Origin of the sequence: Rubrivivax rivuli (genome assembly GCF_004016505.1) — a bacterium.
In the GTDB taxonomy this organism is placed as follows: Bacteria; Pseudomonadota; Gammaproteobacteria; order Burkholderiales; family Burkholderiaceae_C; genus Rubrivivax; species Rubrivivax rivuli.
In genome coordinates, this window is sequence record NZ_SACR01000001.1 from 121,941 (window position 1) to 143,430 (window position 21,490).

15 protein-coding genes are annotated in these 21,490 nt (G+C 73.3%); 6 read left to right on the plus strand and 9 right to left on the minus strand.

Annotation, left to right across the window (positions count from 1 at the left end):
- Positions 1-11: 11 nt before the first annotated feature.
- The gene (locus EOE66_RS00525) at positions 12-1,577 is read right to left on the minus strand and encodes an alkaline phosphatase PhoX (RefSeq protein WP_128226749.1); all 1,566 of its coding nucleotides are present in this window, start codon (positions 1,575-1,577) and stop codon (positions 12-14) included.
- Positions 1,578-1,756: 179 nt separating this feature from the next.
- Here EOE66_RS00525 and EOE66_RS00530 point away from each other — a divergent pair, with 179 nt between their 5' ends.
- Entirely contained in the window at positions 1,757-2,173 is a 417-nt protein-coding gene (locus EOE66_RS00530) for a VOC family protein (RefSeq protein ID WP_128226750.1), read from the plus strand.
- Between the two features lie 13 nt (positions 2,174-2,186).
- Positions 2,187-2,810, plus strand: coding sequence for a histidine phosphatase family protein (locus EOE66_RS00535; RefSeq protein ID WP_128226751.1), 624 nt, complete (start codon positions 2,187-2,189; stop codon positions 2,808-2,810).
- Between the two features lie 14 nt (positions 2,811-2,824).
- Here EOE66_RS00535 and EOE66_RS00540 read toward each other — a convergent pair whose 3' ends face one another.
- The 8 genes from EOE66_RS00540 to EOE66_RS00575 all read right to left on the minus strand — a co-directional run bounded on the left by EOE66_RS00540 (position 2,825) and on the right by EOE66_RS00575 (position 10,977).
- Positions 2,825-3,322 (minus strand): CAP domain-containing protein, encoded by a 498-nt coding sequence (locus EOE66_RS00540; protein ID WP_164884946.1) that lies wholly within the window; start codon positions 3,320-3,322, stop codon positions 2,825-2,827.
- A 74-nt stretch (positions 3,323-3,396) separates the two neighbouring features.
- The gene (locus EOE66_RS00545; protein WP_128226753.1) at positions 3,397-4,929 is read right to left on the minus strand and encodes an ABC transporter substrate-binding protein; all 1,533 of its coding nucleotides are present in this window, start codon (positions 4,927-4,929) and stop codon (positions 3,397-3,399) included.
- Positions 4,929-5,828: a dienelactone hydrolase family protein gene (locus EOE66_RS00550; protein WP_128226754.1), complete on the minus strand. Its 900-nt coding sequence runs from the start codon at positions 5,826-5,828 to the stop codon at positions 4,929-4,931. Before EOE66_RS00550 ends, EOE66_RS00545 begins: the two co-directional genes overlap by 1 nt.
- A 62-nt stretch (positions 5,829-5,890) precedes the next feature.
- Entirely contained in the window at positions 5,891-7,006 is a 1,116-nt protein-coding gene (gene nagA, locus EOE66_RS00555; RefSeq protein WP_128226755.1) for an N-acetylglucosamine-6-phosphate deacetylase, read from the minus strand.
- 45 nt (positions 7,007-7,051) lie between these two features.
- Positions 7,052-7,981, minus strand: coding sequence for a glucosamine kinase nucleotide-binding domain-containing protein (locus EOE66_RS00560; RefSeq protein WP_164884947.1), 930 nt, complete (start codon positions 7,979-7,981; stop codon positions 7,052-7,054).
- Between the two features lie 14 nt (positions 7,982-7,995).
- The gene (ssb, locus tag EOE66_RS00565) at positions 7,996-8,499 is read right to left on the minus strand and encodes a single-stranded DNA-binding protein (RefSeq protein ID WP_128226757.1); all 504 of its coding nucleotides are present in this window, start codon (positions 8,497-8,499) and stop codon (positions 7,996-7,998) included.
- Between the two features lie 140 nt (positions 8,500-8,639).
- Positions 8,640-10,340, minus strand: a complete 1,701-nt coding sequence (locus EOE66_RS00570; RefSeq protein ID WP_128226758.1) for a hypothetical protein — start codon at positions 10,338-10,340, stop codon at positions 8,640-8,642.
- A gap of 7 nt (positions 10,341-10,347) precedes the next feature.
- On the minus strand, positions 10,348-10,977 hold the full coding sequence (locus tag EOE66_RS00575; protein ID WP_128226759.1) for a hypothetical protein: 630 nt from the start codon (positions 10,975-10,977) through the stop codon (positions 10,348-10,350).
- Positions 10,978-11,144: 167 nt separating this feature from the next.
- Between EOE66_RS00575 and EOE66_RS00580 the strand changes: the two genes are divergently transcribed.
- The 4 genes from EOE66_RS00580 to EOE66_RS00595 all read left to right on the plus strand — a co-directional run bounded on the left by EOE66_RS00580 (position 11,145) and on the right by EOE66_RS00595 (position 21,470).
- Complete coding sequence (locus EOE66_RS00580) at positions 11,145-14,162, plus strand: ATP-binding protein (RefSeq protein ID WP_128226760.1); 3,018 nt, start codon at positions 11,145-11,147, stop codon at positions 14,160-14,162.
- Between the two features lie 108 nt (positions 14,163-14,270).
- Complete coding sequence (recQ, locus tag EOE66_RS00585) at positions 14,271-16,178, plus strand: DNA helicase RecQ (protein WP_128226761.1); 1,908 nt, start codon at positions 14,271-14,273, stop codon at positions 16,176-16,178.
- Positions 16,179-16,347: 169 nt separating this feature from the next.
- Positions 16,348-19,332: a chemotaxis protein CheB gene (locus tag EOE66_RS00590; protein ID WP_245478844.1), complete on the plus strand. Its 2,985-nt coding sequence runs from the start codon at positions 16,348-16,350 to the stop codon at positions 19,330-19,332.
- Entirely contained in the window at positions 19,329-21,470 is a 2,142-nt protein-coding gene (locus EOE66_RS00595) for a sensor histidine kinase (protein WP_128226763.1), read from the plus strand. The genes EOE66_RS00590 and EOE66_RS00595 overlap by 4 nt, the downstream gene beginning before the upstream one ends.
- The last annotated feature ends 20 nt before the right edge of the window (positions 21,471-21,490 follow it).

The window sequence follows — 21,490 nt, forward strand, 5'->3', positions numbered from 1 at the left end:
CGCGGCAACGTTCACAGGTGACCGTTCTCGAAAGGGCCGGTGATGGCCAGCGTGACGCCGCAGTACAGGTTCACGAAGAGCACGCGGCCGTCGGGGCTGAACACGCTGCCGGCCCACTCGGTGTTGCGCTGGTTGCCGCTGGTGGCGTTGGGCTTGCCGGCCCCGGCCAGCTGCGCGGCGGTGAAGTTGTAGTTGTGCTTGGCGAAGATGTAGCTGTTGCCCGTGGGCGAGAGCACCTTGAGGTGCTGCGATTCGATGGTGGCGCTGGTGGGGCTGCTGTTGCCGCCGTCTTCGTTGAACAGCAGGCCGCCGCGCGGGCTGATGCAGATGTTGTCAGGCGAGTTGCCCACCACGCGGTCGCGGCTGACGAAGATGGCCTTGAGCACCAGCGTGCCGAGGTCCAGCGCCCAGATCACGCCGGCGCGCGCCACGGGCGTGGTGCCGGTGGCCTTGTCGGTGAAGAAGACCACGTTGTTGGCGACCCAGCAGCCTTCGTTGGCGCCGAAGATGGCCGCGCCGTTGGCGTAGGCCTGCAGGTAGGGGCCGCTGGCCGAGACGTTGCCCACCACGCTGGCGAGCGTGGCGCCGTCGGCGTCGGGGTTGGCGATGTCGACCCACTCGCAGTCGAAGGTCTGGCACAGCGCGGGGAAGCGCAGGTCGGCGTTCATCACGCCGCGCACCTTCAGGCCCTGCAGCCGGCCACCTGCATGCAGCGAGTTCAGGCCGCCACTCAGGTTATTGGGCAGGAAGCGGTACAGCGTGTTCGCGCTGCCCTGGTCTTCGGTGAGGTACCAATAGCCCGTGGCCGGGTCGATGGCGCTGGCCTCGTGCGCGAAGCGGCCCATGTCGACGATGGGCGCGGTGCTGGCGGCGTTCAGGCTGGTGTCGGCCGGGATCTCGAAGATGTAGCCGTGCTTCTTGCCGGTGCTGCTGACGTTGTTGCTGCGGATCTCTTCGTTGCTGAGCCAGCTGCCCCAGGTGGTGGCGCCGCCGGCGCAGGGGCGGTTGAGGCCGCCGAAGGTGGCGTAGCTGGCGACCCAGTTGCCGTCGCGCCAGACCAGGTTGGTGTTGCCGCCGATCTGGTAGCCGGTGCCGGTGAGGCCGGTGTCGTACTTGGCCACCGTGTCGCGGCCGGCGCCGATGATGTTGTTGGCGTTGGTGCTGGTGCTCTGCTCGTGGTTGCGCACGAGCACGATCTCGGTGCTGCGGCCGATGCGGCGCGTGCGCACCACGCCCATGCCGTCGTGCGCAGCGGGGGTGACGAGGCCGTCGCTCATCACGTCGCCGCGCCAGCCGTAGCTCTTGTACGTGAAGCCGGCGGGCAGCTCGATCAGCGGCAGGCCGGTGCTGAGGTCGTTGACGGGCGCGGTCGGGCCGTAGGGGCTGTCGACCAGCAGCGAGGCATCGGCCGGCGTGCATTGCGCACCGGGCACGCTGCGCGTGGCGCGCAGCGTGCTGCTGGCTTCGGCCGAGCGTGCGGCCAGCGCGGCGATGGGCGCGCCGAAGGCGGCGGCCACGGCGGCGCCGATGCCCAGCAGCAGGCCGCGGCGGAACGGGTTGTGGACGGGGTCGGACATGGCAGGCTCCTGGCGGTGGTGGAGGCGCTGGGTGCCGGCACGGCCGGTTCAACGCTGGCGCCGACGGTAGGCAGCCTCGATGAACGCGGCGTGACACCCCGCACGCACCGCCGCGCTTCGGGGGGAGGCGCCCGGGCTGTCGCCGGCCTGTCATCAGCGTCCCGGCGGAGAATGGCGGCATGCGCATCGCCCCCTTCCACCTCGCCTTCCCCGTCGCCGACCTCGACAGCACACGCGCCTTCTATGGCGGGGTGCTGGGCTGCCCCGAAGGCCGCAGCAGTGCCGAGTGGATCGACTACGACCTCTTCGGCCACCAGATCGTGGCCCACCTCGCGCCGCAGCAAACGCGCGCGCACCACAACGAAGTCGACGGTCACGACGTGCCCGTGCCGCACTTCGGCGTCGTGCTCGAATGGGACCAGTTCCACGCCTTCGCCGAGCGCCTGCGTGCGCAGGGCGTGAAGTTCGTGATCGAGCCCTACATCCGCTTCGCCGGCCAGGTGGGCGAGCAGGCCACGATGTTCTTCAAGGACCCTTCCGGCAACGCGCTGGAGTTCAAGGCCTTCAAGGACATCGGCCAGCTCTTCGCCAAATGAGCGCGGCGGCCGCGTGACCGAGCTGCTCTTCATCCGCCACGGCCAGACCGACTGGAACCGCCAGCAGCGCTTCCAGGGCCAGATCGACGTGCCGCTGAACGGCCACGGCGAGCTGCAGGCCGCGCGCCTGGCGCAGCGGCTGGCGGCGGAACGCCACGACGCGCTCTACAGCAGCGACCTGCTGCGCGCGCGCCAGACCGCCGCGCCGCTGGCCGCGGCCTGGCAGATGACACCGGGCCTGGTGCCGGGCCTGCGCGAACAGGGCTTCGGCATCCTGGAAGGCCTGGACGCGCCCACCATCCAGGCGCGCCACCCCGACCTGTGGCGCCTGTGGCTGCAGCAGGACGCCGATTTCGCACCGCCGGGCGGCGAGAGCCAGCGCCAGTTCCACACCCGTGTGATCACGGCCGTGCGCGAGCTGGCCGAAAGCACTGCGGCACGGCGCCTGGTGGTGGTCACACACGGCGGCGTGCTCGACATGCTGTGGCGCACCGTGCACGGCCTGCCGCTGACGGGGCTGCGCGCCTGCGCCATCCCCAACACCGGCCTCAACCGCCTGCGCTGGGCGGGCGGTGCGCTGCAGATCGAGGCCTGGGGCGACGCCGCGCACCTGGCCGGCCTGGCCGAGGCCGACTGAAGGCGGCCGACGCCTCAGCTCAAGGGCCGCGCCAGCACCATCACCCAATAGGCGCCGTGCTTGCTGCCCGGCACGAGCCGGCCCACCACCGCGCCATGGCGGTAGTTGGCCTGCATCAGCGTGCGGCAGTGCGCCGGGCTCTTGAGCCACTGCTGCAGCGTCAACGCGGCACTGGTGTGGCCGGCCGCCACGTTTTCACCCACACCGCCCCAGACATAGCCGTGGCGGCGCAGGCGGCCGCCGACGGTGCTGCCGTCGCTGCCGTCGTGCGTGAGCGTGGCCTGCTGCGCCACGTCGAGCAGGTGGTCGGTGGCCGCAGCCTCGGGGGCCGCGTGCCACTGCAGCGGGGGCGCGGGCGGCTGCGGTTCACCCCCGCACACAGCGCCAGCGGCGCGCTGCGCGTTCACCAGCGCCAGCAGTTCCGCCGGCGAGGCGAGCGCCTGCGCAGACGCTGGCGCGCTGCCAACGGCAGCCGCCAGCCAGACGCAAGCGAGCGGGAGCACATGTTTCATGATGTATCTCACGGAGCATACCGGCCGCTCCGGAAGACCGGCACCACCCATTCACGGCCCCGGGGCCGGCGGGCTCACTGCCAGCGCAGCGCCGAAAGGTCGTTGGCGAGGATGGGCGCGTCTTTCCACAGCCCCTGCAGCCGGGCGTGGGCCACCGTCAGCCAGGTGGGCTGGTAGAGGTAGGCGGCCACCGCGTCGCGCGCCACCAGGCGCTGCGCCTCGGCCAGCAGCTTGTGGCGCTCGGCCGGCTGCGCCGTGGCCTGGATGCGGGCCCACAGCGCCTTGAACTCGGCCGATTCGTAGCCCCAGTAGTAGTTGGGCCGCGCGAAATTGCCGAAGTCCAGCGGTTCGACGTGGCTGATGACGGTGAGGTCGTAGGCTTTCTGGCCGTAGACGCCGCTGAGCCACTGCGCCCACTCGATGTTCTCGATCTTCGCCGTGATGCCCACCTGCGCCAGCATCGCCGCGATCACCTCGCCGCCCTGGCGCGCGTAGGGCACGGGCGGCAGCTTCATCGTCAGCTGCAAGGGCGTGGCCACGCCGGCCTCCTTGAGCAGCGCACGCGCCTGCGCCGGGTTGTAGGCGTTGATCGCCGTGGTGTCGACATAACCCGGCGCCCCGGGCACGTAGTAGCTGCCGATGGGCACGCCGTAGCCCTCGGCGCTGCCTTCGATGACGGCGGCGCGGTCGATGGCCATCGCGATGGCGCGGCGCACGCGCACGTCGTCCAGCGGCTTGCGCTGGTGGTTCATCGCCAGGATGGTCTTGGCACGGCTGGCGCCCACCAGCAGCTGGAAGCGCTGCGGGTTCTGGAACTGCTTCAGGCTGCGCGCGGCAGAGACGCGCGGGAAGGCGTCGACATCGCCCGACAGCAGCGCCGCCACCTGCGCCGCCGGCTCGTTGATGAAGCGGATCTGCACCCGGCGCAAGGCCACGCGCGCGGCGTCGCGGTGCTCGGGCCAGCGGGTCAGCGTCACCGCCGAGCCGCGCGCCCAGCTCTCCAGCCGGTAGGGGCCGGTGCCCACGGGCTGCGTGGCGTTGCTGGCGGCGCTGCCCGGCTCCACGATGACGGACGTGGCCTGGCCCAGCTGGAACAGCAGGTCGGCGTTCGGGTTCTTCAGCTGCAGCACCACGGTGTGGGCGTCGGGCAGCGTGATGCGCTCGATGTTGGCGAAGGTGGCGCGGTCCTTGTTCAGGCTGCCCGGTGCGGCGGCGCGCTCGAAGCTGAACTTCACGGCCTGGCCGTCGAAGGCCGCGCCGTTGTGGAACTTCACGCCGCGGCGCAGCGTGAAGGTCCAGGTCTTGAGATCGGCCGAGGGCGTGCCGGCCGTGGCCAGCAGCGGCACCGTGCTGCCGTCGCTCTGGATCTTGAACAGCGTCTCGAAGACGTTGTAGAGCACCACCTCGCCGATGGCCGAGGCCGCGCCGGCCGTGGGATCGAGGCCCGGCGGCTCGAGCGACATCGCGAGCACCGCGGTGTCCTTCTTCGCCTGCGCCAGCGCGGCGGGTGCGGCCGCACCCAGCGCGAGCGCCAAAGCCAGGCCGGCCCCCAGGCAGGCGCGCCGGACGGCGCACCGGAAGGCAGCCCGCCGCTGCTGCGCCGGCATCAGGCCAGGTGCTGGCGGAAGAAGGCCAGCGTGCGGTCCCAGGCCAGCTTCGCCGCGGCGGCGTCGAAACGCGGCGTGGTGTCGTTGTTGAAGCCGTGCTGGGTGTTGGGGTAGATGTGCGCCTCGTAGCGTTTGCCGGCGGCCTTCAGCGCTTCTTCATACGCGGGCCAGCCGGCGTTGATGCGCGGGTCGTCGCTGGCGAAGTGGATGAGCAGCGGCGCCGTGATCTTCGGCACCTCGGCCGCCGGCGCGTGGCCGCCGTAGAAGGGCACGGCGGCGTTCAGCTCGGGCAGCTGCGTGGCCAGGTAGTTGGCCATGCCGCCGCCGTAGCAGAAGCCCACCACGCCCAGCTTGCCGGTGCTCTCGGGCAGCGCCCGCAGGGCCCGCGCGGCGGCGATGAAATCGGCGCGGGCCTTGGGCTGGTCGACCTTGGCGAAGGCGGCGCGCGCCTCGTCCTCGTTGCCCGGGTAGCCGCCGTAGGACGCCAGCGCGTCGGGCGCGAAGGCGAGGAAACCGTCGACGGCCAGGCGGCGCGTGATGTCCTCGATGTGCGGGTTCAGGCCCCGGTTCTCGTGCACCACCAGCACCGCCGGCAGCTTGCCTGCGGGTTGCATGGGCCGGGCGAGCAGGCCCTGCACGGTGCCGTGGCCTTCGGGCGAAGGGAAGCTGGCGCGCCGCGTGGCGATGCGCGGGTCGTCGGGCTTGACCACCTGCGCCGCAGCGAACTGCGGGCTCAAGGCGGCCAGCAGGCCGGCGGCCGCGGCGGGGCTGCCGGCGAACAGCGCGGCCTTGTCCAGGAAGCCGCGCCGGCTCAAGTCGCCGTGCACGTACTGGTCGAACAGGCGCAAGACCTCGGGCTGGAAGTCGGCCGCGGTGAGGCGGGGCGTGGGCTGGCTCATGGCGTCTCCTCAAGGGCGGCCGGCGCCGCGTTGGAAGGCCGCACTGTACGGCGGCCCTGCCTTCAGCGCGCCACGGGCTCGCCTTCCACCCACACGGCCTGGAGTTGCAGCGTCTCGGCGTCGAGCTGCAGCACGTCGGCCCAGGCCCCGGGCTGCAGGCGGCCGCGGTCGGCCAGGCCGAGGTAGTTCGCGGCGTGCGTGCTGCAGCGCGCCGCGGCTTCGGCCAGCGGCAGGCCGATGCTGACCAGATTGCGCAGCGCCTGGTCCAGCGTCAGCGTGCTGCCGGCCAGCGTGCCGTCGGGCAGGCGCACCCCGCCCAGGCACTTGGTGACGGTCTGGCGGCCGAGGCGGTAGTCGCCATCGGGCATGCCGGCCGCGGCGGTGGCGTCGCTCACGCAGAAGAGCCCGGGGATGGCCCGCAAGGCCGCGCGGATGGCGCCAGGGTGCACGTGCAGCAGATCAGGAATCAGCTCGGCATGTTCGCCATGCGCCAGCGCCGCGCCGGTGACGCCCGGCGCGCGGTGGTGCAGCGCGCTCATGGCATTGAAGAGGTGCGTGAAGCCGCTGGCGCCGTGCTGCAGCGCCTCGCAGGCCTGCTCGTAGGTGGCCGAGGTGTGGCCGAGTTGCACGCGCATGCCGGCCTGCACCAGCTGCGGGATCAGCGCCAGGTTGCCGGCCACCTCGGGCGCCACCGTCACCAGGCGGATGGGCGCGATGGCGTGCAGTGCCAGGATCTCGGCCAGCGAAGGCGGCCGCGCGAAAGGCGGCTGCGCACCGAGCTTGTCGGGGCTGATGTAGGGCCCTTCGAGATGCACACCCAGCACGCGCGCCGCTCCGGGCAGACGCTGCGCCACCGCCGGCGCCAGCGCGTGCAGCGCGGCCTCGATGTCGGCCAGCGGTGCCGTCATCGTGGTGGCCAGCAGCGAGGTGGTGCCGTGCTGCGCGTGCAGGCGCGCCAGCGTGGCCACCGCTTCGCCGGCTTCCATGGTGTCGGCGCCGCCGCCGCCGTGCACGTGCAGGTCGATGAAGCCGGGCAGGAAGACGGGCGTGGCCGTGTCGGCACGCACCGCGGCTTCGCTGACCGGCGTGCCCTGCAGCACGGTGATGCGGCCGCCTGCGTGCGCGAGCGTGCCGCGCACGAAGCCTTCGGGGGTGAGCAGGTGGCCGTGGAGGGTCATGGGAAGCGGGATCGCGGGATGAGAGGAAGGAAGCGTCGCGGCCGCTCAGGCCGGGTGCGCATCGGCGGCCAGGGCCGCGCGCAAGAGCTGCAGCGCGCCGTCCATGCTGTCGCCGGCCGCGGGCACCAGGTGCGCCTGCAGGGCCGGCGGCCAGAGCCGCGCCAGGCGCGTGCCGATGCTGCCGCTGGCCACCACGGGCCAGGGCGCTGCGGCGCCCTCGGGCTGCAGCGCGGCCACCATCGCCGCCAGCGCGTCGGCCGCCGACTGCAGCAGCGCCTGGGCTGTGCGACAGCCGCCGTCGGCACTGGCAAAGACCCAGGGCGCGAGCTCGGCATAGCGCCGCGCACCCGCGCCGGCGCACCAGGCCAGCAGCGCCGGGGCATCGGCGCCTGCGGTCTTGAACACGGCCGCCGACAGCGCGCTGGCATCCGCGCGGCCGTCCAGCACGGCGTGGGCGTGGGCCATGGCACGCAGGCCCAGCCAGGCGCCGCTGCCTTCGTCCCCCACCGGGAAGCCCCAGCCGCCGCACTGGCGCACGCGCCCGGCTTCGTCGCGGCTGGCGGCCACGCTGCCGGTGCCGGCGGCCAGCACGATGCCCGGGCCGCCACCGAAGGCGCCCAGCAGCTGCGTGACGCCGTCGTTGTCGAGCACGCAGCGGGCAAAACCCGGGTCGGCCTGCAGGAAGGCGGCGCGCTGCGCCGCGACGCCTGCGCCGGCCAGGCCCAGGCCCAGGGCCACTTCGGCCGGCACGGCCGGCGCCAGCCCAGCGGCCTGGAAAGCCGCCAGCAAAGCCTGCTGTACGTGGCGCCAGGCCTGCTCGACCCCCTGGCCCAGGCCCGAGGGCCCGGCTTCGCCCTGGCCCAGGGTGCGGCCGGCGGCGTCTTGCAGGCGCACGCGGGTGCCGGTGCCGCCGCCGTCGACACCGGCGAGGTAGTGGGGGGCCCCGGCCGGGCCGGGGCGGTGGGGGGCCGTCAAGGGAACGGGCGCGGTCAGAAGGGGATGTCGTCGTCCATGTCGTCAAAGCCCGTGCTGGCCTTGGGCGCGGGGCGCTGGGCCGGCGCGGGGGCGGCGCTGCGGGCCGGCGGCGCGCTGCGCGGGGCGCGCGCGGGCGGCTCGCCCATGTCGTCGCCACCCATGCCACCGCCCATGCCGCCGCCCTCACGGCCGCCGAGCAGCTGCATCTCGTTGGCGACGATGTCGACGGTGTTGCGCTCGATGCCGTCCTTGTCGGTGTACTTGCCGTACTTCAGGCGGCCTTCGATGTAGACCGGACGGCCCTTCTTCAGGTACTCGCCGGCGATCTCGGCCAGGCGGTCGTAGAAGGTGACGCGGTGCCACTGCGTCTCTTCGACGCTTTCGCCGGTGTTCTTGTCCTTGCGCCGGCTGCTGGTGGCGATGCTGACGTTGGCGATGGCCGCGCCGCTGGGCGCGTAGCGCACTTCGGGGTCGCGGCCGCAGTTGCCGACGAGGATGACTTTGTTGACGCTGGCCATGGCGGGGCTCCGGGCTGGGGGACAGGGGAAAGACGGGTGGGGAATGAACGCAGATTATCCGCCCAGCCCCCGCCGCGCCCCACCCCCGCAGGGCGTCCACCGGGTGGCGGCCCGGGGCACCCCGCTGCCGGGGGCCACCTTCAGGGCGTGTAGCGCAACAGCACCACGGGCGGCGGCCCGCCGTTGGGCGACGCCAGCAGCACGGCCAGCACGGGGCGCCCGTCCTCGCCCACCCGCAGCCGCACCTGGCTCGCGAAGGCGCCGGTGCCATCCGGCAGCGGGGCCAGGTTGTCGCGGCCGAAGGTGTCCCAGCGGTTCTCGGCGGCCACGGCACCGAACACCGCCCCGCGGGGGTAGTCGGCCGGTTCGCCCCAGGCCAGGAAGGCAGCACCGCCGCAGCCGGCCCCCACCTGCAGCGACTGCGGCTGCAGCGCGTAGCGCCTGGCGGCATCGGCCAGCAGGCCGGTGTCGGCCACCGCCCGCCAACCGGTGGCGGGGGTCCAGCGCTGCAGCTGCAGCTGCTGGCGCGCATTGCTGCTGGAGAACGCGGTCTGCCCCCAGCTCCAGGCCAGCAGCACCTCGCCGTTGGCGGCGGTGAGCGCGGTGTCGCCCAGCGTCACGTCGGCGCCGGGCACACCGGCGTCCAGCACCTGCAGCGGCACCCAGCCGGCGCCGGGCAGGGCGCGGCGCCACACGCGCAAGCGCGTCACGCCATCGGCTTCGCGCACGGCCAGCGCCAGCAGCAGGCTCTGGTCCAGCGGGTCGGTGGCCAGGCGCATCACACGCACGCTGCCGCTGGCAGGCAGGTCGGCCGGCAGCGCCAGATCGCCAAGCGTGCGCGTCAGGACATCGGCGGTGCGCAGGCGGGGGCCGGCATCGCCCACCCAGCCCACCACCGCCTCGCTCTGCGAGGTGGCGAGCTGCAGGCCGCGCAGGTTCGCCGCCTGGTCCGCGGCCATCATCTCGGGCTGCCAGCCGGCGCTGCCGGTTTCCCAGGCGAGCATCACGCGCGTCTGTTCGGTGAGCGGACGCCTGAAGTCGGTTTCGCGCCAGGCCACCAGCGTGCGGTTGAGCAGGCCCTGGGCGGGGCTGCGCGCCACGCGCACGTTCTCGGGGGTCGCCGCGGTGGCGATGACGCTCTGGCGCCAGCCGCCGAAGTCTTCGTCGACCAGGATGCTGCGTTCGGTGGCGCGCGCCAGGGTCACCCGGTCGGGCTCCACCTTGTCCAGCGCGAGGTCGAACTCCAGCGTGCTGACCAGCGACTGCACGGGCGTGCTGGCGGCCGTCCAGCGGCCCACGGCGCAGGCGCCCGCCACCGCCGGCGGTGGCACGGCCACGGGGGCATCGTTCAGCCGCACCTGCTCGCCCCGCAGCAGGGCCGACTCCACCTCGTGCTGGGCCGTGGGCGCGACCAGGGCCACGGCCCCGAAATCGCTGCCGACGGCGCGCGACAGCGTGAAGGCGCGCGACTGGCAAAAGCGCTCGTTCAGGTTCAGCGGCGAAGGCACGGTGGCGTAGGCCGGTTGTTCGGGCGAGGGCACATCCACGGTGTCGCCCTCGGGGAAACTGATGCTCACGCCCGCCGGCAAGTCGGCGAGGTTCAGCCGGTAGCGGCCACTGACGTAGACGTAGCGGTTGGCGGCGCGCTGCAAGATGACCTCGGGGCAATGCACCAGCCGCCCGCTCACGGTGCCCCCGCGAGGGAGCGTGGCGGCCTGCCAGCTGGTGGTGATGCTGGCCTTGCGGGGGTAGGGATCTTCGGCATCGGGGGCACCGCTGCCGAAGATGCAGCCGGCCAACGGCAACGCGCCGAACAGGGTGACGAGGATGCGTGGGTTCATGGCCACCTCAGCAGTTGGAAGCACCGAAGGAACCGATGCCGCTGGACGACTTCGCACTGATGGCGACACAACCGCCGCTGCTGGCAATCCAGGTGCCGCTGGGCGTGGTGCTGCTGGCGTTGCCGCCCGCGCCGCGCGCCTGGGCCAGCAGCCACAGGTTGGCGAAGGGCCGCGGCTGGCCCTCCAGGCCGACGTTGCCGCTGGCGTCCAGCCAGTAGCGGCCGGGCCACACCGGGCCCAGGGTGCGCAGCCAGGTGATCTCGGCGTCGGCGAGGTTGCGGCCGTTGAAGAACACGCCGGCCCGGCCGCCCGAAACCTGGGGTGGCAACGGCGCCCCCACGTCCAGCCCCGCGGGCGCGAAGCCCGCGGCGCCGTGGCCTTCGGCGCCCCACAGGCCCGAGCGCGGGTCGTACCACCAGCGCCCGGGCTGCAGCGGCACGCCCGTGCGGCTTTCGAGGGCCTGGCGCTGCGCGGGGGCCAGCACGCGGCCGTTGACGATCACGGCGGCCGGGGCTGCCGCGGGGTCCGCCCCGGGTGGGGCCGCGGTGGCCTGGGCCATGGGCACGGCCAGCGCCATCCAGAGAGATGAGGGGAGGAAGCAGGCCCGCCAAGGCAGGCCCCGGTGCAAGACAGACATGGCGTGGATCTCCAAAGGGGGCTACGACCGGGTCAGTCTGGGCAGGCGCTGCGCGAGCGGGGCTCCCTCCGCCGAGGGGCCGCGTTCCCTGGCCGTTCCCTGGCCCTTGCCTACACTGGCGCGAGCGCCGTTCCGCCTTCATCCCCGCGTAGACCTCGCTGCCGGCCGTGCTGCTCCAGAGCCCCCTTCGCCCTGCCCCCGAGCTGGCCTTGCACGGCCCGGTGCGCCTGGCCGGGCGCGTGCTGCCCGACGAGCGCCCGACGCAGCTGCTGGTGCTGCTGGCCTGCCGCGGCGGGGTGCTGCCGCGCCACGAAGCGGCCGCGCAGCTGTGGCCGGCGCTGGACGAGGCCGCGCGCCTGCGCAACCTGCGCAAGACGCTGCACCGGCTGCGCCAGCAGCACGGCGATGCGCCCCTGGCGGCCGAGCCCTCGCGCCTGCAGCTGCTGGCCGCCACCGACGTGGCCGCCATCGAAGCCGCACTGCGGGAGGGCCGTGCCGCCGAGGCGCTGGGCCGGCTGCACGGGCCCTTGGCCGAAGGCCTCTGCGCCGACGAAGCCGCGCCGCCCTGGCTGCAGGCGGCCCGCGATCAGGCCCTGGCGCGGTGGCGGCGCGTGCTGCTCGCGGCGCTGCCGACGCTGGACGCCGCGCGCGCCGAGGCCGAACTCGAACGCCTGCGGGCGCTGGACCCGCTGGACGAACCGCTGCTGCGCGCCCACCTCGAACGGCTGGCCGCCGCCGGGCGGCGCGAAGCCTGGTTGCGCGAGCGGCGCCTGCATGAACAACGCCTGCAGGCGGCCCAAGGCACGCGCTGCACGGCGTTGCCGGCCGACCCCGGCCCGGCGCCCGACGACCGCCGCGCCCCGCCCGCGGCGGCTACGCCCGGCTTCATCGGCCGCGACGACGAACTCGAACGCCTGCAGCCGTTGCTGGCCCGCCCGGGTCTGCGTCTGCAGCTGCGCGGGCCCGGCGGTGTCGGCAAGACGCGCCTGGCGGCCGAGCTGGCGCGGCAGGCCGCCCGCTTCGGGCTGGCGCTGGTGTGGTGGCCCTTGGCCGAGGCCGACAGCACCGCCGCCGCGCTCGGCCGCCTGGCCGCCGAACTGGGGGCCGACCTGGGCCCGCCGGGCGCCGAGATCGCAGCACTGGCCGCCGCGCTGCGCCGCCGCCCCACGCTGGTGGTGGCCGACAACGCCGAGCACCTGCTGGAAGCGCCGGACCGCGAACCGGCGAGCGCTGCGGCCTCAGGCTTCACGGCGGCGCTGCAGGCCCTGGCGAGTGCCGCCCCCGAGGTGCGCTGGCTGATCACCTCGCGCCAGGCCGCGGCGCTGGACGGTGTGCACGACGTCGCCGTCGGCGGGCTGGACCTGCCCGACCCTGCCGACCCACCGGGCGCCGTGCTGCGCAGCGCCGCCGTGCGGCTGCTGGTGGCCCGCGCCAGCGCGCTGCAGCCGGGCTTCGAGGCGCGGCCGCAGGCCGCCGGGCTGGGCCGGCTGGCGCGGGCCCTGGCGGGCCACCCGCTGGCGCTGGAGCTGGTGGCGGCGCAGCTGCGCAGCACCCCCGCCGCCACCCTGGCCGCCGAGGCCGAGGCTGGCGACGCCCCCGCGGCGCTGGAGGCCCTGCTCGCCGCCGCCTGGCGCACGCTGCCCCCGCCCTTGCAGGCCGCGCTGGTGCGTGTGGCGGTGCTGCCGGCGAGCCTGTCGCGCGCCGCGCTGCTGGCCGGTGGTGGGCTGCGGCCCGAGCGGCTGCAGGCCATCGTGCTGCGTTCCTGGCTAGAGCCCGAGCCGGCGAGTGACGGGGCCGCGGCGCCCCACCCCACCACTGACGATGGCACCGCCGCAGGCCGCCCCGACGCCGCCCCCACACGCTGGCGCCTGCACCCGCTGCTGCGCGCCTGGCTGCGGCGCCACCACGCCGCCGATGCCGCCACGGCCGCTGCCGCGCAGCAGGCCGCGGCGGCCGCGGTGATGGCCGAGCTGCAAAGCCTGCTGGCGCCGGGCGGCACCGACCGCCCCGGCGCGCTCGACCGCCTGGAGATCGAGCTGCCGATGCTGCGCCTGGCGCTGGACCTGGCCGTGGCCCGGGCCGACGCCGAGGCGCTGGCCGCGCTGGTGCGGGCGCTGGCAGCGCTGTTCGAGCTGCGCGGCCGCCGCAATGAAGGCCTGGCGCTGCTGGCCGATGTGGCCGCGCGCCTGGCCGCGGCACCGGCCGGCCGCCGAGGGGCGGTGCGCGCGCCGCTGCAGTCGGCCCGCGCGCTGCTGTGCTACCGCGCCGGCCACCACGAAGCAGCGCTGCTGCTCGCCCGCGGCCTGGCGCGTGCCGCCCCGCGTGAACGTGCCACCGCGGCCCGCACGGTGGGCCTGGTGCACTGGGGGCGTGGCGAACTGCCCGCGGCGCGGCGGGCCTTCGAACGCGCCCATGCGCTGGCCGTCGAACACGGCTGCGACGACCTCGTGCCCGAGGCCATCAACAACCTGGCCCTGGTGGACCACATGGCCGGCCGCGAAGCCGAGGCCGAGCGCGGCTACCGCCGCGTGGCGCAGCTGGCGCAGGCCCGCGGCTCGGTGCGCCTGCAGGCGCTGGCGCTGCTGAACCTGGGCTCGCTGCTGCACCCCGCCGGCCGCGGGCGCGCCGCGCGTGAGGCGCTGCAGGCGGCCCTGGCGCTGCTGGACGCCCACGGCCTGCATTCGCTGGTGCCCCATGTGCTGGCCAACCTGGCCGGTGCGCTGCTGGAGATCGGCGACGCGGAAGCCGTGGCCGCGCTGCGGGCCCTGCTGCCCCGCCTGCAGGCCGCGCTGCCGGCCGGTGAGGCCGCGCTGCGCGTGGCGCTGCGCCAGGCCGAGGCCCTGCTGCACGCGCGCCATGGCGACCCGCTCGAAGCCTGGGCACCGCTGCAGGCCGGCTGGCGCGATGCCGTGGCGCTGGGCCTGCAGCCGCTGCAGCTCGGCCTGGTGCTGGGCGCGGTGCAGGCCTGGGCGGCGGCCGGGCAGCGCGCCCGTGCGCTGGCCTGGCTGGCCTGGCAGCAGCAGCAACCCGCGCAATGGGACGCTGACCGCCGCGAAGGCGCGCGGCTGTGGAGCCTGCTGCGCCCCAGCGAGGCCGAAGCCGCCGCGGCGCGGCAGGCGGCCGCGGCGCTGAGCCTCGCCGATCTCGGCCAGGCGCTCGAAGAGGCCGCGGGCCCCGCAGGCTGAGCGCGCGCCCGCCGGGCCGGCAGGCCTTGCCAGGCGGGCCCCCGCCCACCGGGGCCCCCGCACGCGGGTGGCCTGCGGCCAGGGCCGGGCTACGATCCCGACCCTGCCATGGACACCCCGACGAAACCCCAAGCCGCCGCTGCTGCCTCGGCCCCGCCCGACCCCCGCCCGCTGCAGATGCTGCAGCAGGTTTTCGGCTACGCCGCCTTCCGCGGCGCGCAGCAGGAGATCGTCGATCACGTCACCGCCGGCGGCGACGCGCTGGTGCTCATGCCCACCGGCGGCGGCAAGAGCCTGTGCTACCAGGTGCCGGCCATCGTGCGCCACCGCGCCGGCCAGGGCGTGGCCATCGTCGTCAGCCCGCTCATCGCGCTGATGCACGACCAGGTGGGCGCGCTGCACGAAGCCGGCGTGGCCGCGGCCTACCTGAACTCCTCGCTGGAAGGCGACGAGGCGCGCCGCATCGAACGCGAGCTGATGAGCGGCCAGCTGGTGCTGCTGTACGCCGCGCCCGAGCGGATCCTCACGCCGCGTTTCCTGGCCATGCTGCAGAGCCTGCACGAACGCGGGCTGCTGAGCCTGTTCGCCATCGACGAGGCGCACTGCGTCAGCCAGTGGGGCCACGACTTCCGCGAGGAGTACCTGGGCCTCTCCGCGCTGCACGAGCAGTTCCCGGGCGTGCCGAGGGTGGCGCTCACGGCCACGGCCGACAGCCACACGCGCGCCGACATCGTCGAGCGCCTGCAGCTGCAGGAAGCGCGGCTGTTTGTCGCCAGCTTCGACCGGCCCAACATCCGCTACACCATCGTCGAGAAGGACGAGCCGAAGAAGCAGCTGCTGCGCTTCATCCGCGACGAGCACGAGGGCGACGCGGGCGTCGTCTACTGCCAGAGCCGCAGACGAGTGGAAGAAACCGCCGGCTGGCTGCAGACCGAAGGCATCAACGCCCTGCCCTACCACGCGGGCCTGGACGCCGAGGTGCGCCGCCGCCACCAAGACCGCTTCCTGCGCGAGGACGGCATCGTCGTGGTGGCCACCATCGCCTTCGGCATGGGCATCGACAAACCCGACGTGCGCTTCGTCGCCCACCTCGACCTGCCCAAGAACATCGAGGCCTACTACCAGGAGACCGGCCGCGCCGGCCGCGACGGCCTGCCGGCCAACGCCTGGATGGCCTACGGTCTGGCCGACGTCGTCAACCAGCGCCGCATGATCGACGAGAGCGAAGCCGGCGAAGACTTCAAGCGCCTGCAGCGCAGCAAGCTCGACGCGCTGCTGGCGCTGTGCGAGGCCATCGACTGCCGGCGCGTGCGGCTGCTGGGCTATTTTGGCCAGCCGAGCACGCCCTGCGGCAATTGCGACAACTGCCTCGAAACCCCCGAGACCTGGGACGCCACCGAAGCCGCGCGCAAGGCGCTCAGCGGCATCTACCGGTTCCGCCAGGCGGGGGGTCAGCGCTACGGTGCCGGGCACCTCATCGACGTGCTGCGCGGCAAGACCACGGAGAAGGTCACGCAGCATGGGCACCAGGGCCTGTCGACCTTCGGCGTGGGTGCCGACGTCAGCGAGGCCCAGTGGCGCCTGGTGCTGCGCCAGCTCATCGCGCTGGGCCATGTGGAAGCCGAGGGCGAATACAACACCCTGGCCCTGGCCGAGAGCGCCCGCGAGGTGCTGCGCGGCGAGGTGCCGGTGCGCCTGCGCGTGCCCACCGAGACCAAGGCGCGGGGCAAGGGCCCGCGCGGCGACCGCAGCAGCAGCCGGGGTGCCGCGGGCAAGCCACCGCCCCTGCCGCTGGACGAGGCCGCGACCGAGCGTTTTGCGGCCCTGAAGGCCTGGCGGGCCGAGGTCGCGCGCGAGCACAACCTGCCGGCCTACGTGGTGTTCCACGACGCCACGCTGGCCGAGATGGCGCGCGCGCAGCCGGCCTCGCTGGACGCGCTGGCCGGCATCAGCGGCGTGGGCGCCAAGAAGCTGGAGGCCTACGGCGCCGAGATCCTGCGGGTGCTGGGCGGCTGAGGCCTCCTCATTTATGTCGGCGGCACGCAAAATCTAAGCAATGGGCGGGTCGACGGGGGCATACTCCGCCGGTCGCTCACGACGGTGAGCCTCTGTGCCCGGGCATGCCGGGACGGCCAGGAGCAGCACCAACTTGCCGCCTATGCCTGACGCGCCATCTGGCGACGCTGTGGACCCTGTCCTGCTGCCCGAAGCGGGGTTGGCAGACACCGTCATCGGCGAGCAGCCCCTCACCTTTGGTGGTTTCGTCGTGGCCATAGGCGCCTCGGCCGGCGGGCTGGACGCGCTGGAGCGCCTGTTCGGCGCGCTGCCGGTGGACACCGGCGCCGCCTTCGTGGTGATCCAGCACCTGTCGCCCGATCACAAGTCGATGATGGACAACCTGCTGGCGCGCTACACCGCGATGCCGGTGCAGGTGGCCGGCCACGACATGCCGCTGGCGCCCAACGCGGTGTTCCTGATCCCGCCGGCCAAGAGCATGCGCATCGCCGGCGACCGGCTGCTGCTCACACCCAAGCCGGAGCACGGGCTCTCCCTGCCCATCGACGTGTTCTTCACGAGCATGGCCGAGCAGTGCGCCGACCGCGGCATCGCGGTGGTGCTCTCCGGCACCGGCAGCGACGGCTCGCGCGGCATCCCGGCCGTCAACGCCGCCGGCGGCTTCGTCTTCGTGCAGGAGCCCGCCGATGCCAAGTTCGACGGCATGCCGCGCAGCGCCGTGGGCACCGGGCTGGCCGACGTGGTGGCCCCGGCCGAGGCTTTGGCCGAGCGCCTGAGCACGCACTTGCGCGCACCGCGGCACGCCTCGATGCGACTGCTGGCCGGCAGCCCGCCACCGGGCGTGGCCGAGCCGCTGGAAGGCATCCTCGAACTGCTGCTGGGCAGCAGCGGCATCGATTTCCGCGATTACAAGCCCACCACGGTGCTGCGCCGCATCGAGCGCCGCATGCAGGTGCAGCGCACGGCCTCGTTGCCGGCCTACCGCGAGGCCCTGGCCGGGTCGGTCGAGGAACAGGCCGTGCTGCGGCGCGAGCTGCTGATCCCGGTGACGCGCTTCTTCCGCGATGCCGATGTCTTCGAGCACCTGGCCGAGCAGGTGATCGGGCCGCTGGTCGGCCGCGAAGCCACGATGGAGCCCATCCGCGTGTGGGTGGCCTGCTGCGCCACCGGCGAAGAGGCCTATTCCATCGCCATCCTCTTCGCGGAGGCCTTCCAGCGCCTGGGCCGCATGCGGCCGGTGAAGATCTTCGCCACCGACGTCGAGCAGCACTACCTCGACCAGGCCGGCGCCGGCCACTACCCCGACACCATCGCCGCCGAGGTTTCGGGCCAGCGCCTGGAGCGCTGGTTCATGGAGCGCGACGGCGGCTGGACGGTGCGGCCCGAGATCCGCCAGATGGTGATCTTCGCGCGGCACAACCTCGTGGCCGACCCGCCCTTCACGCGCATGGACCTCGTGACCTGCCGCAACGCGCTGATCTACTTCCAGCCCGGCGCGCAAGAGCGGGCGATGCGGCGGCTGCAATACGCGCTGCAGCCCGGTGGCCACCTGTTGCTGGGGCCCAGCGAGTCGCTGGGCGTGCTGCACCGCGACTTCGCGGCGCTGCCGGGCCGCGGCAAGATCTACCGCCTGCTCCGGCGCGATCGCCTGGGCCTGCAGCTCGACAGCAACTCGCGCCACGAGACTTCGTCGCAGCGCCGCGCGACGCGGCGCCGCCCGCCCGAGGTGGCACCGCCGTCGGCGCAGGCCTGGGTGACCCAGGGCGAGCGCCAGCTGCAGCAGGTCTACTTGCCACCCTCGCTGCTGGTGGGCCCCTCGCGCGAGCTGCTGCACGTGTATGGCAGCGCCAGCGAGCTGCTGCAGATCAGCGAAGGCCAGATGACGCTGGACGTGCTGAAGCTGCTGCCGCGCGAGCTGTCCTGGGCTGCCGGCCTGCTGCTGCAGGCCGTGGCCACTGAAGACCGCGCCGAGAGTTCCGCGCCGGTGCGGCTGGGCCAGGGCGAAGGTGCGCGCCAGCTGCGCGTGGTGGCGCGCCGCATGGGCGAGACCAGCGGCACGGCCGATGCCGGCGGCGCCCCTGTCACGCTGCTGAGCTTCGAGCCGTTGGAACTGCCCATGCTGGGCGCAGCGCAGGCCGCCGAACTCGATGAAGAGCAGCGCAAGCGTGTCGAGGCCCTCGAACGCGAACTCGATCTCACGCACGAGAGCCTGCAGGCCACCATCGAAGAGCTCGAAACCGCCAACGAGGAACTGCAGGCCACCAACGAGGAGCTGATGGCCAGCAACGAGGAGCTGCAGAGCACCAACGAAGAGCTGCAGTCGGTCAACGAAGAGCTGTACACCGTGAACTCCGAGTACCAGGAGAAGGTGGACGTGCTGAACTCGGTGAACGCCGACCTGGAGAACGTCGCCAAGGCCACGGCCACGCCCACGCTCTTCGTCGACGAGCAGTTGCGCCTGCTGCGCTTCACGCCCGAGCTGATGCAGCTGTTCAAGGTGCGCGAAGGCGACCGCGGCCGTTCGCTGGAAGACTTCGCGAACCTGCTGGATTACCCCGAACTCTTCAACGACCTGCGCCGCACGATGGCCGACAAGGTGGTCAACGAGCGCGAGGTGAGAAGCCGCGACGGCCAGTGGTGGCTGGCGCGCATGCAGCCCTACGCAGCGCGTGTGCCGGGCAGCACCAAGGCGGTGATGAGCTTCGTCAACGTCACTTCGCTGAAGGACAGCCAGCGCATGCAGTCCATCCTGGACTCGCTGGCCGAGCACCTGGCCGTGCTGGATGCGCAGGGCAACATCGTGCGCGTGAACGAGGCCTGGCGGCGCTTCGCGGCCGACAACGGCGACCCCGACCTGCGGCACAGCGGCCCCGGCCACAACTACCTCAGCGCCTGCGCCAGCGCGGCGCTCGTCGACCCCGACGCCCGCCGCGCCCACGAAGGCGTGACTGCCGTGCTGCGTGGCCACCTGCCCCGCTTCACGATGCAGTACCCCTGTGACAGCAAAGGCCAGCGCCTGTGGTTCCTGATGCATGCCGCACCCGTGGCTCACGCGGGCGGCGGGGCAGTGGTCAGCCACATCGAGATCACGGCCTGGGTGGACGCCCAGCTCCAGCCCGGCACGGGCACCCCCCTGGAGGACCCTGCCCGATGAGCGTGCACGGCCTGAAGCAGCGCGTCGAAGCGCGCGACCGCCTGCTCATGCAGGCCGAAAGCGTTGGGCAACTGCTCAACGAGCAACTGCTGGGCGCGGTGGCCCGCGGCGAGCTGGGTCTGATCGAAGAGGCAGCACGCCGCCACGATGCGAAGCTGGGCGAGCTGACCGAGAACCTGCGCATCTACCAGGCCGAGCTTCACGCACAGGCCGATGAGCTGCAGGCCAGCCAGGCCCGCACCGAGGCCCTGGCCGAACGTTTCGCGACGCTGTTCGCGGGCATGCCCGTGGCCTGCATCCTCGTCACCTTCAATGGCGAGCTGCTCGAGTGCAACGAGCTGGCCACGCGGCTGCTGAAGCTGCCGAACCGGCAGACCGGATCGGTTTTTCTGCACCGCCTGCTGGACAGCGCCGACTACCAGGATCGCGTGCGACCCGCCCTGCACGAAGCCCAGGCCACCGGCGCCAGCGCGCTGGACAACGTCGGCTTCTTCGGCGAAGGCGGCCGGCGCTTCAGCGGCGATCTCTACATCTCGCGCCTGCCCGGCACCGCCGGCACGCCCGCCGACGACCCTGGCCAGTACGTCTGCGCCGTGATCGACCGCACCGAGCACCTGCAGGACCTGCGCGCACTCGAAGCCTCGGAAGAAGCGCTGCGCCAGAGCGAGGCCTTCCTGGCCGAATCGGCGCGCCTGGCGCGCGTGGGCGGCTGGGAACTCACGCTGCGGCCGCACACGCTGCGCTGGTCGGCCCAGCTGCGACAGATGCTGGAGCTGCCGGCCGACGCGCCGGCCTCGCTGGAAGCCACGCTGGCGCTGTGCGCGCCCTACGACCGCAAGAGTTTCGCCGGTGCGGTGGCGCGGGCCGAGCTGGGCCAGCCCTTCGAGATCGAGATCGACATGCTCACGGCGCAGCATCGTGCGTTGCGCGTGCTGGCCGTGGGCTCGGCCCACATCGCCGACGGCCAGGTGCTGCGGGTCAGCGGTGCGCTGCAGGACATCACCAGCCAGCATCACGTGCGCCGGCAACTCGGCGACCTGACCGAACGCCTGGCCATCGCCAACGAGGCCGGCGGCATCGGCGTCTGGGACTGGAACCTCGCCGACGGCACGCTGGATTTCGACGCACGCCTCTGCGAACTGCTGGGCGTGCGGGCCACGCCGTCTGGCACGCTGCTGGACGCCCTGGCGCCGCTCTTGCTGCCGCACGAACGCGACCACCTGCACGCCGCGCTGGGCGTGGCGCTGAGCCGCCTGGAGCCGCTCAACGTGGAGTTGCAGCGCGCCGACGAGGCGGGCGCCGAGCGCTGGCTGCACGTGACCGGCCGCGCCCATGCCGATGCCCAGGGCCGCGTGCAGCGCGTGATCGGCTGCGCCTGGGACAGCAGCCCCGAACACGAGGCCTTGCGCCTGCTGGCGGCGAAAGAGGCCGCCGAAAGCGCCAACCAGGCCAAGAGCGCCTTCCTTTCGCGCATGAGTCACGAACTGCGCACGCCGCTGAACGCCATCCTTGGCTTCGCGCAGCTGATGCGTCTGGAAGCGCAGGCCGGCGATCTGGTGCTCAAGCCCCACCGCGTGACGCTGATCGAAAACGCCGCGCGACACCTGCTGGAGCTGGTCAATGAGGTGCTCGACGTCTCGCGCATCGAGGCCGGCAGGGTGGCCGTGCAACTGGCCCCTGTCGACCTGCGCCGCTGCCTCACCGAAGCCCTGCCCATGGTGCAGGGCCTGGCCGAGCGCCTGGGTGTGCAGCTCGACGACCAGGCCGGACAGGGAAGCGCCTGCTGGGTGATGGCCGACGGCCTGAGGTTGCGCGAGGTGCTCATCAACCTGGTTTCCAACGCCATCAAGTACAACGTGCCGGGCGGGCGGGTCGACTGCAGCATCGAACTGCAGGAAGAAAAGGTGCTGCTTCACGTGGCCGACACTGGCGTGGGTCTCAGCGCCGCCCAGCAGGCCGAGCTGTTCCAGCCTTTCAACCGCGTGGGCGCCGAAAGCTCGGGCATCGAGGGTTCGGGCATGGGCCTCTTTGTCAGCCGCCGCTTCATCGAGCTGATGGGCGGGCAGATCACGCTGACCAGCGCACCGGGCGAAGGCACGACGGTCACGGTGCGGCTGCCGGGTGCGCCTCAGGGCTGAAAACGGCCCGCATGGCTATC

Coding starts and splice junctions, on each gene's coding strand:
- EOE66_RS00525 (WP_128226749.1), bottom strand. CDS start 1,577: ATGTCCGACCCCGTCCACAACCCGTTCCGCCGCGGCCTGCTGCTGGGC.
- EOE66_RS00530 (WP_128226750.1), top strand. CDS start 1,757: ATGCGCATCGCCCCCTTCCACCTCGCCTTCCCCGTCGCCGACCTCGAC.
- EOE66_RS00540 (WP_164884946.1), bottom strand. CDS start 3,322: ATGAAACATGTGCTCCCGCTCGCTTGCGTCTGGCTGGCGGCTGCCGTT.
- EOE66_RS00545 (WP_128226753.1), bottom strand. CDS start 4,929: ATGCCGGCGCAGCAGCGGCGGGCTGCCTTCCGGTGCGCCGTCCGGCGC.
- EOE66_RS00550 (WP_128226754.1), bottom strand. CDS start 5,828: ATGAGCCAGCCCACGCCCCGCCTCACCGCGGCCGACTTCCAGCCCGAG.
- nagA (WP_128226755.1), bottom strand. CDS start 7,006: ATGACCCTCCACGGCCACCTGCTCACCCCCGAAGGCTTCGTGCGCGGC.
- ssb (WP_128226757.1), bottom strand. CDS start 8,499: ATGGCCAGCGTCAACAAAGTCATCCTCGTCGGCAACTGCGGCCGCGAC.
- EOE66_RS00570 (WP_128226758.1), bottom strand. CDS start 10,340: ATGAACCCACGCATCCTCGTCACCCTGTTCGGCGCGTTGCCGTTGGCC.
- EOE66_RS00575 (WP_128226759.1), bottom strand. CDS start 10,977: ATGTCTGTCTTGCACCGGGGCCTGCCTTGGCGGGCCTGCTTCCTCCCC.
- recQ (WP_128226761.1), top strand. CDS start 14,271: ATGGACACCCCGACGAAACCCCAAGCCGCCGCTGCTGCCTCGGCCCCG.
- EOE66_RS00595 (WP_128226763.1), top strand. CDS start 19,329: ATGAGCGTGCACGGCCTGAAGCAGCGCGTCGAAGCGCGCGACCGCCTG.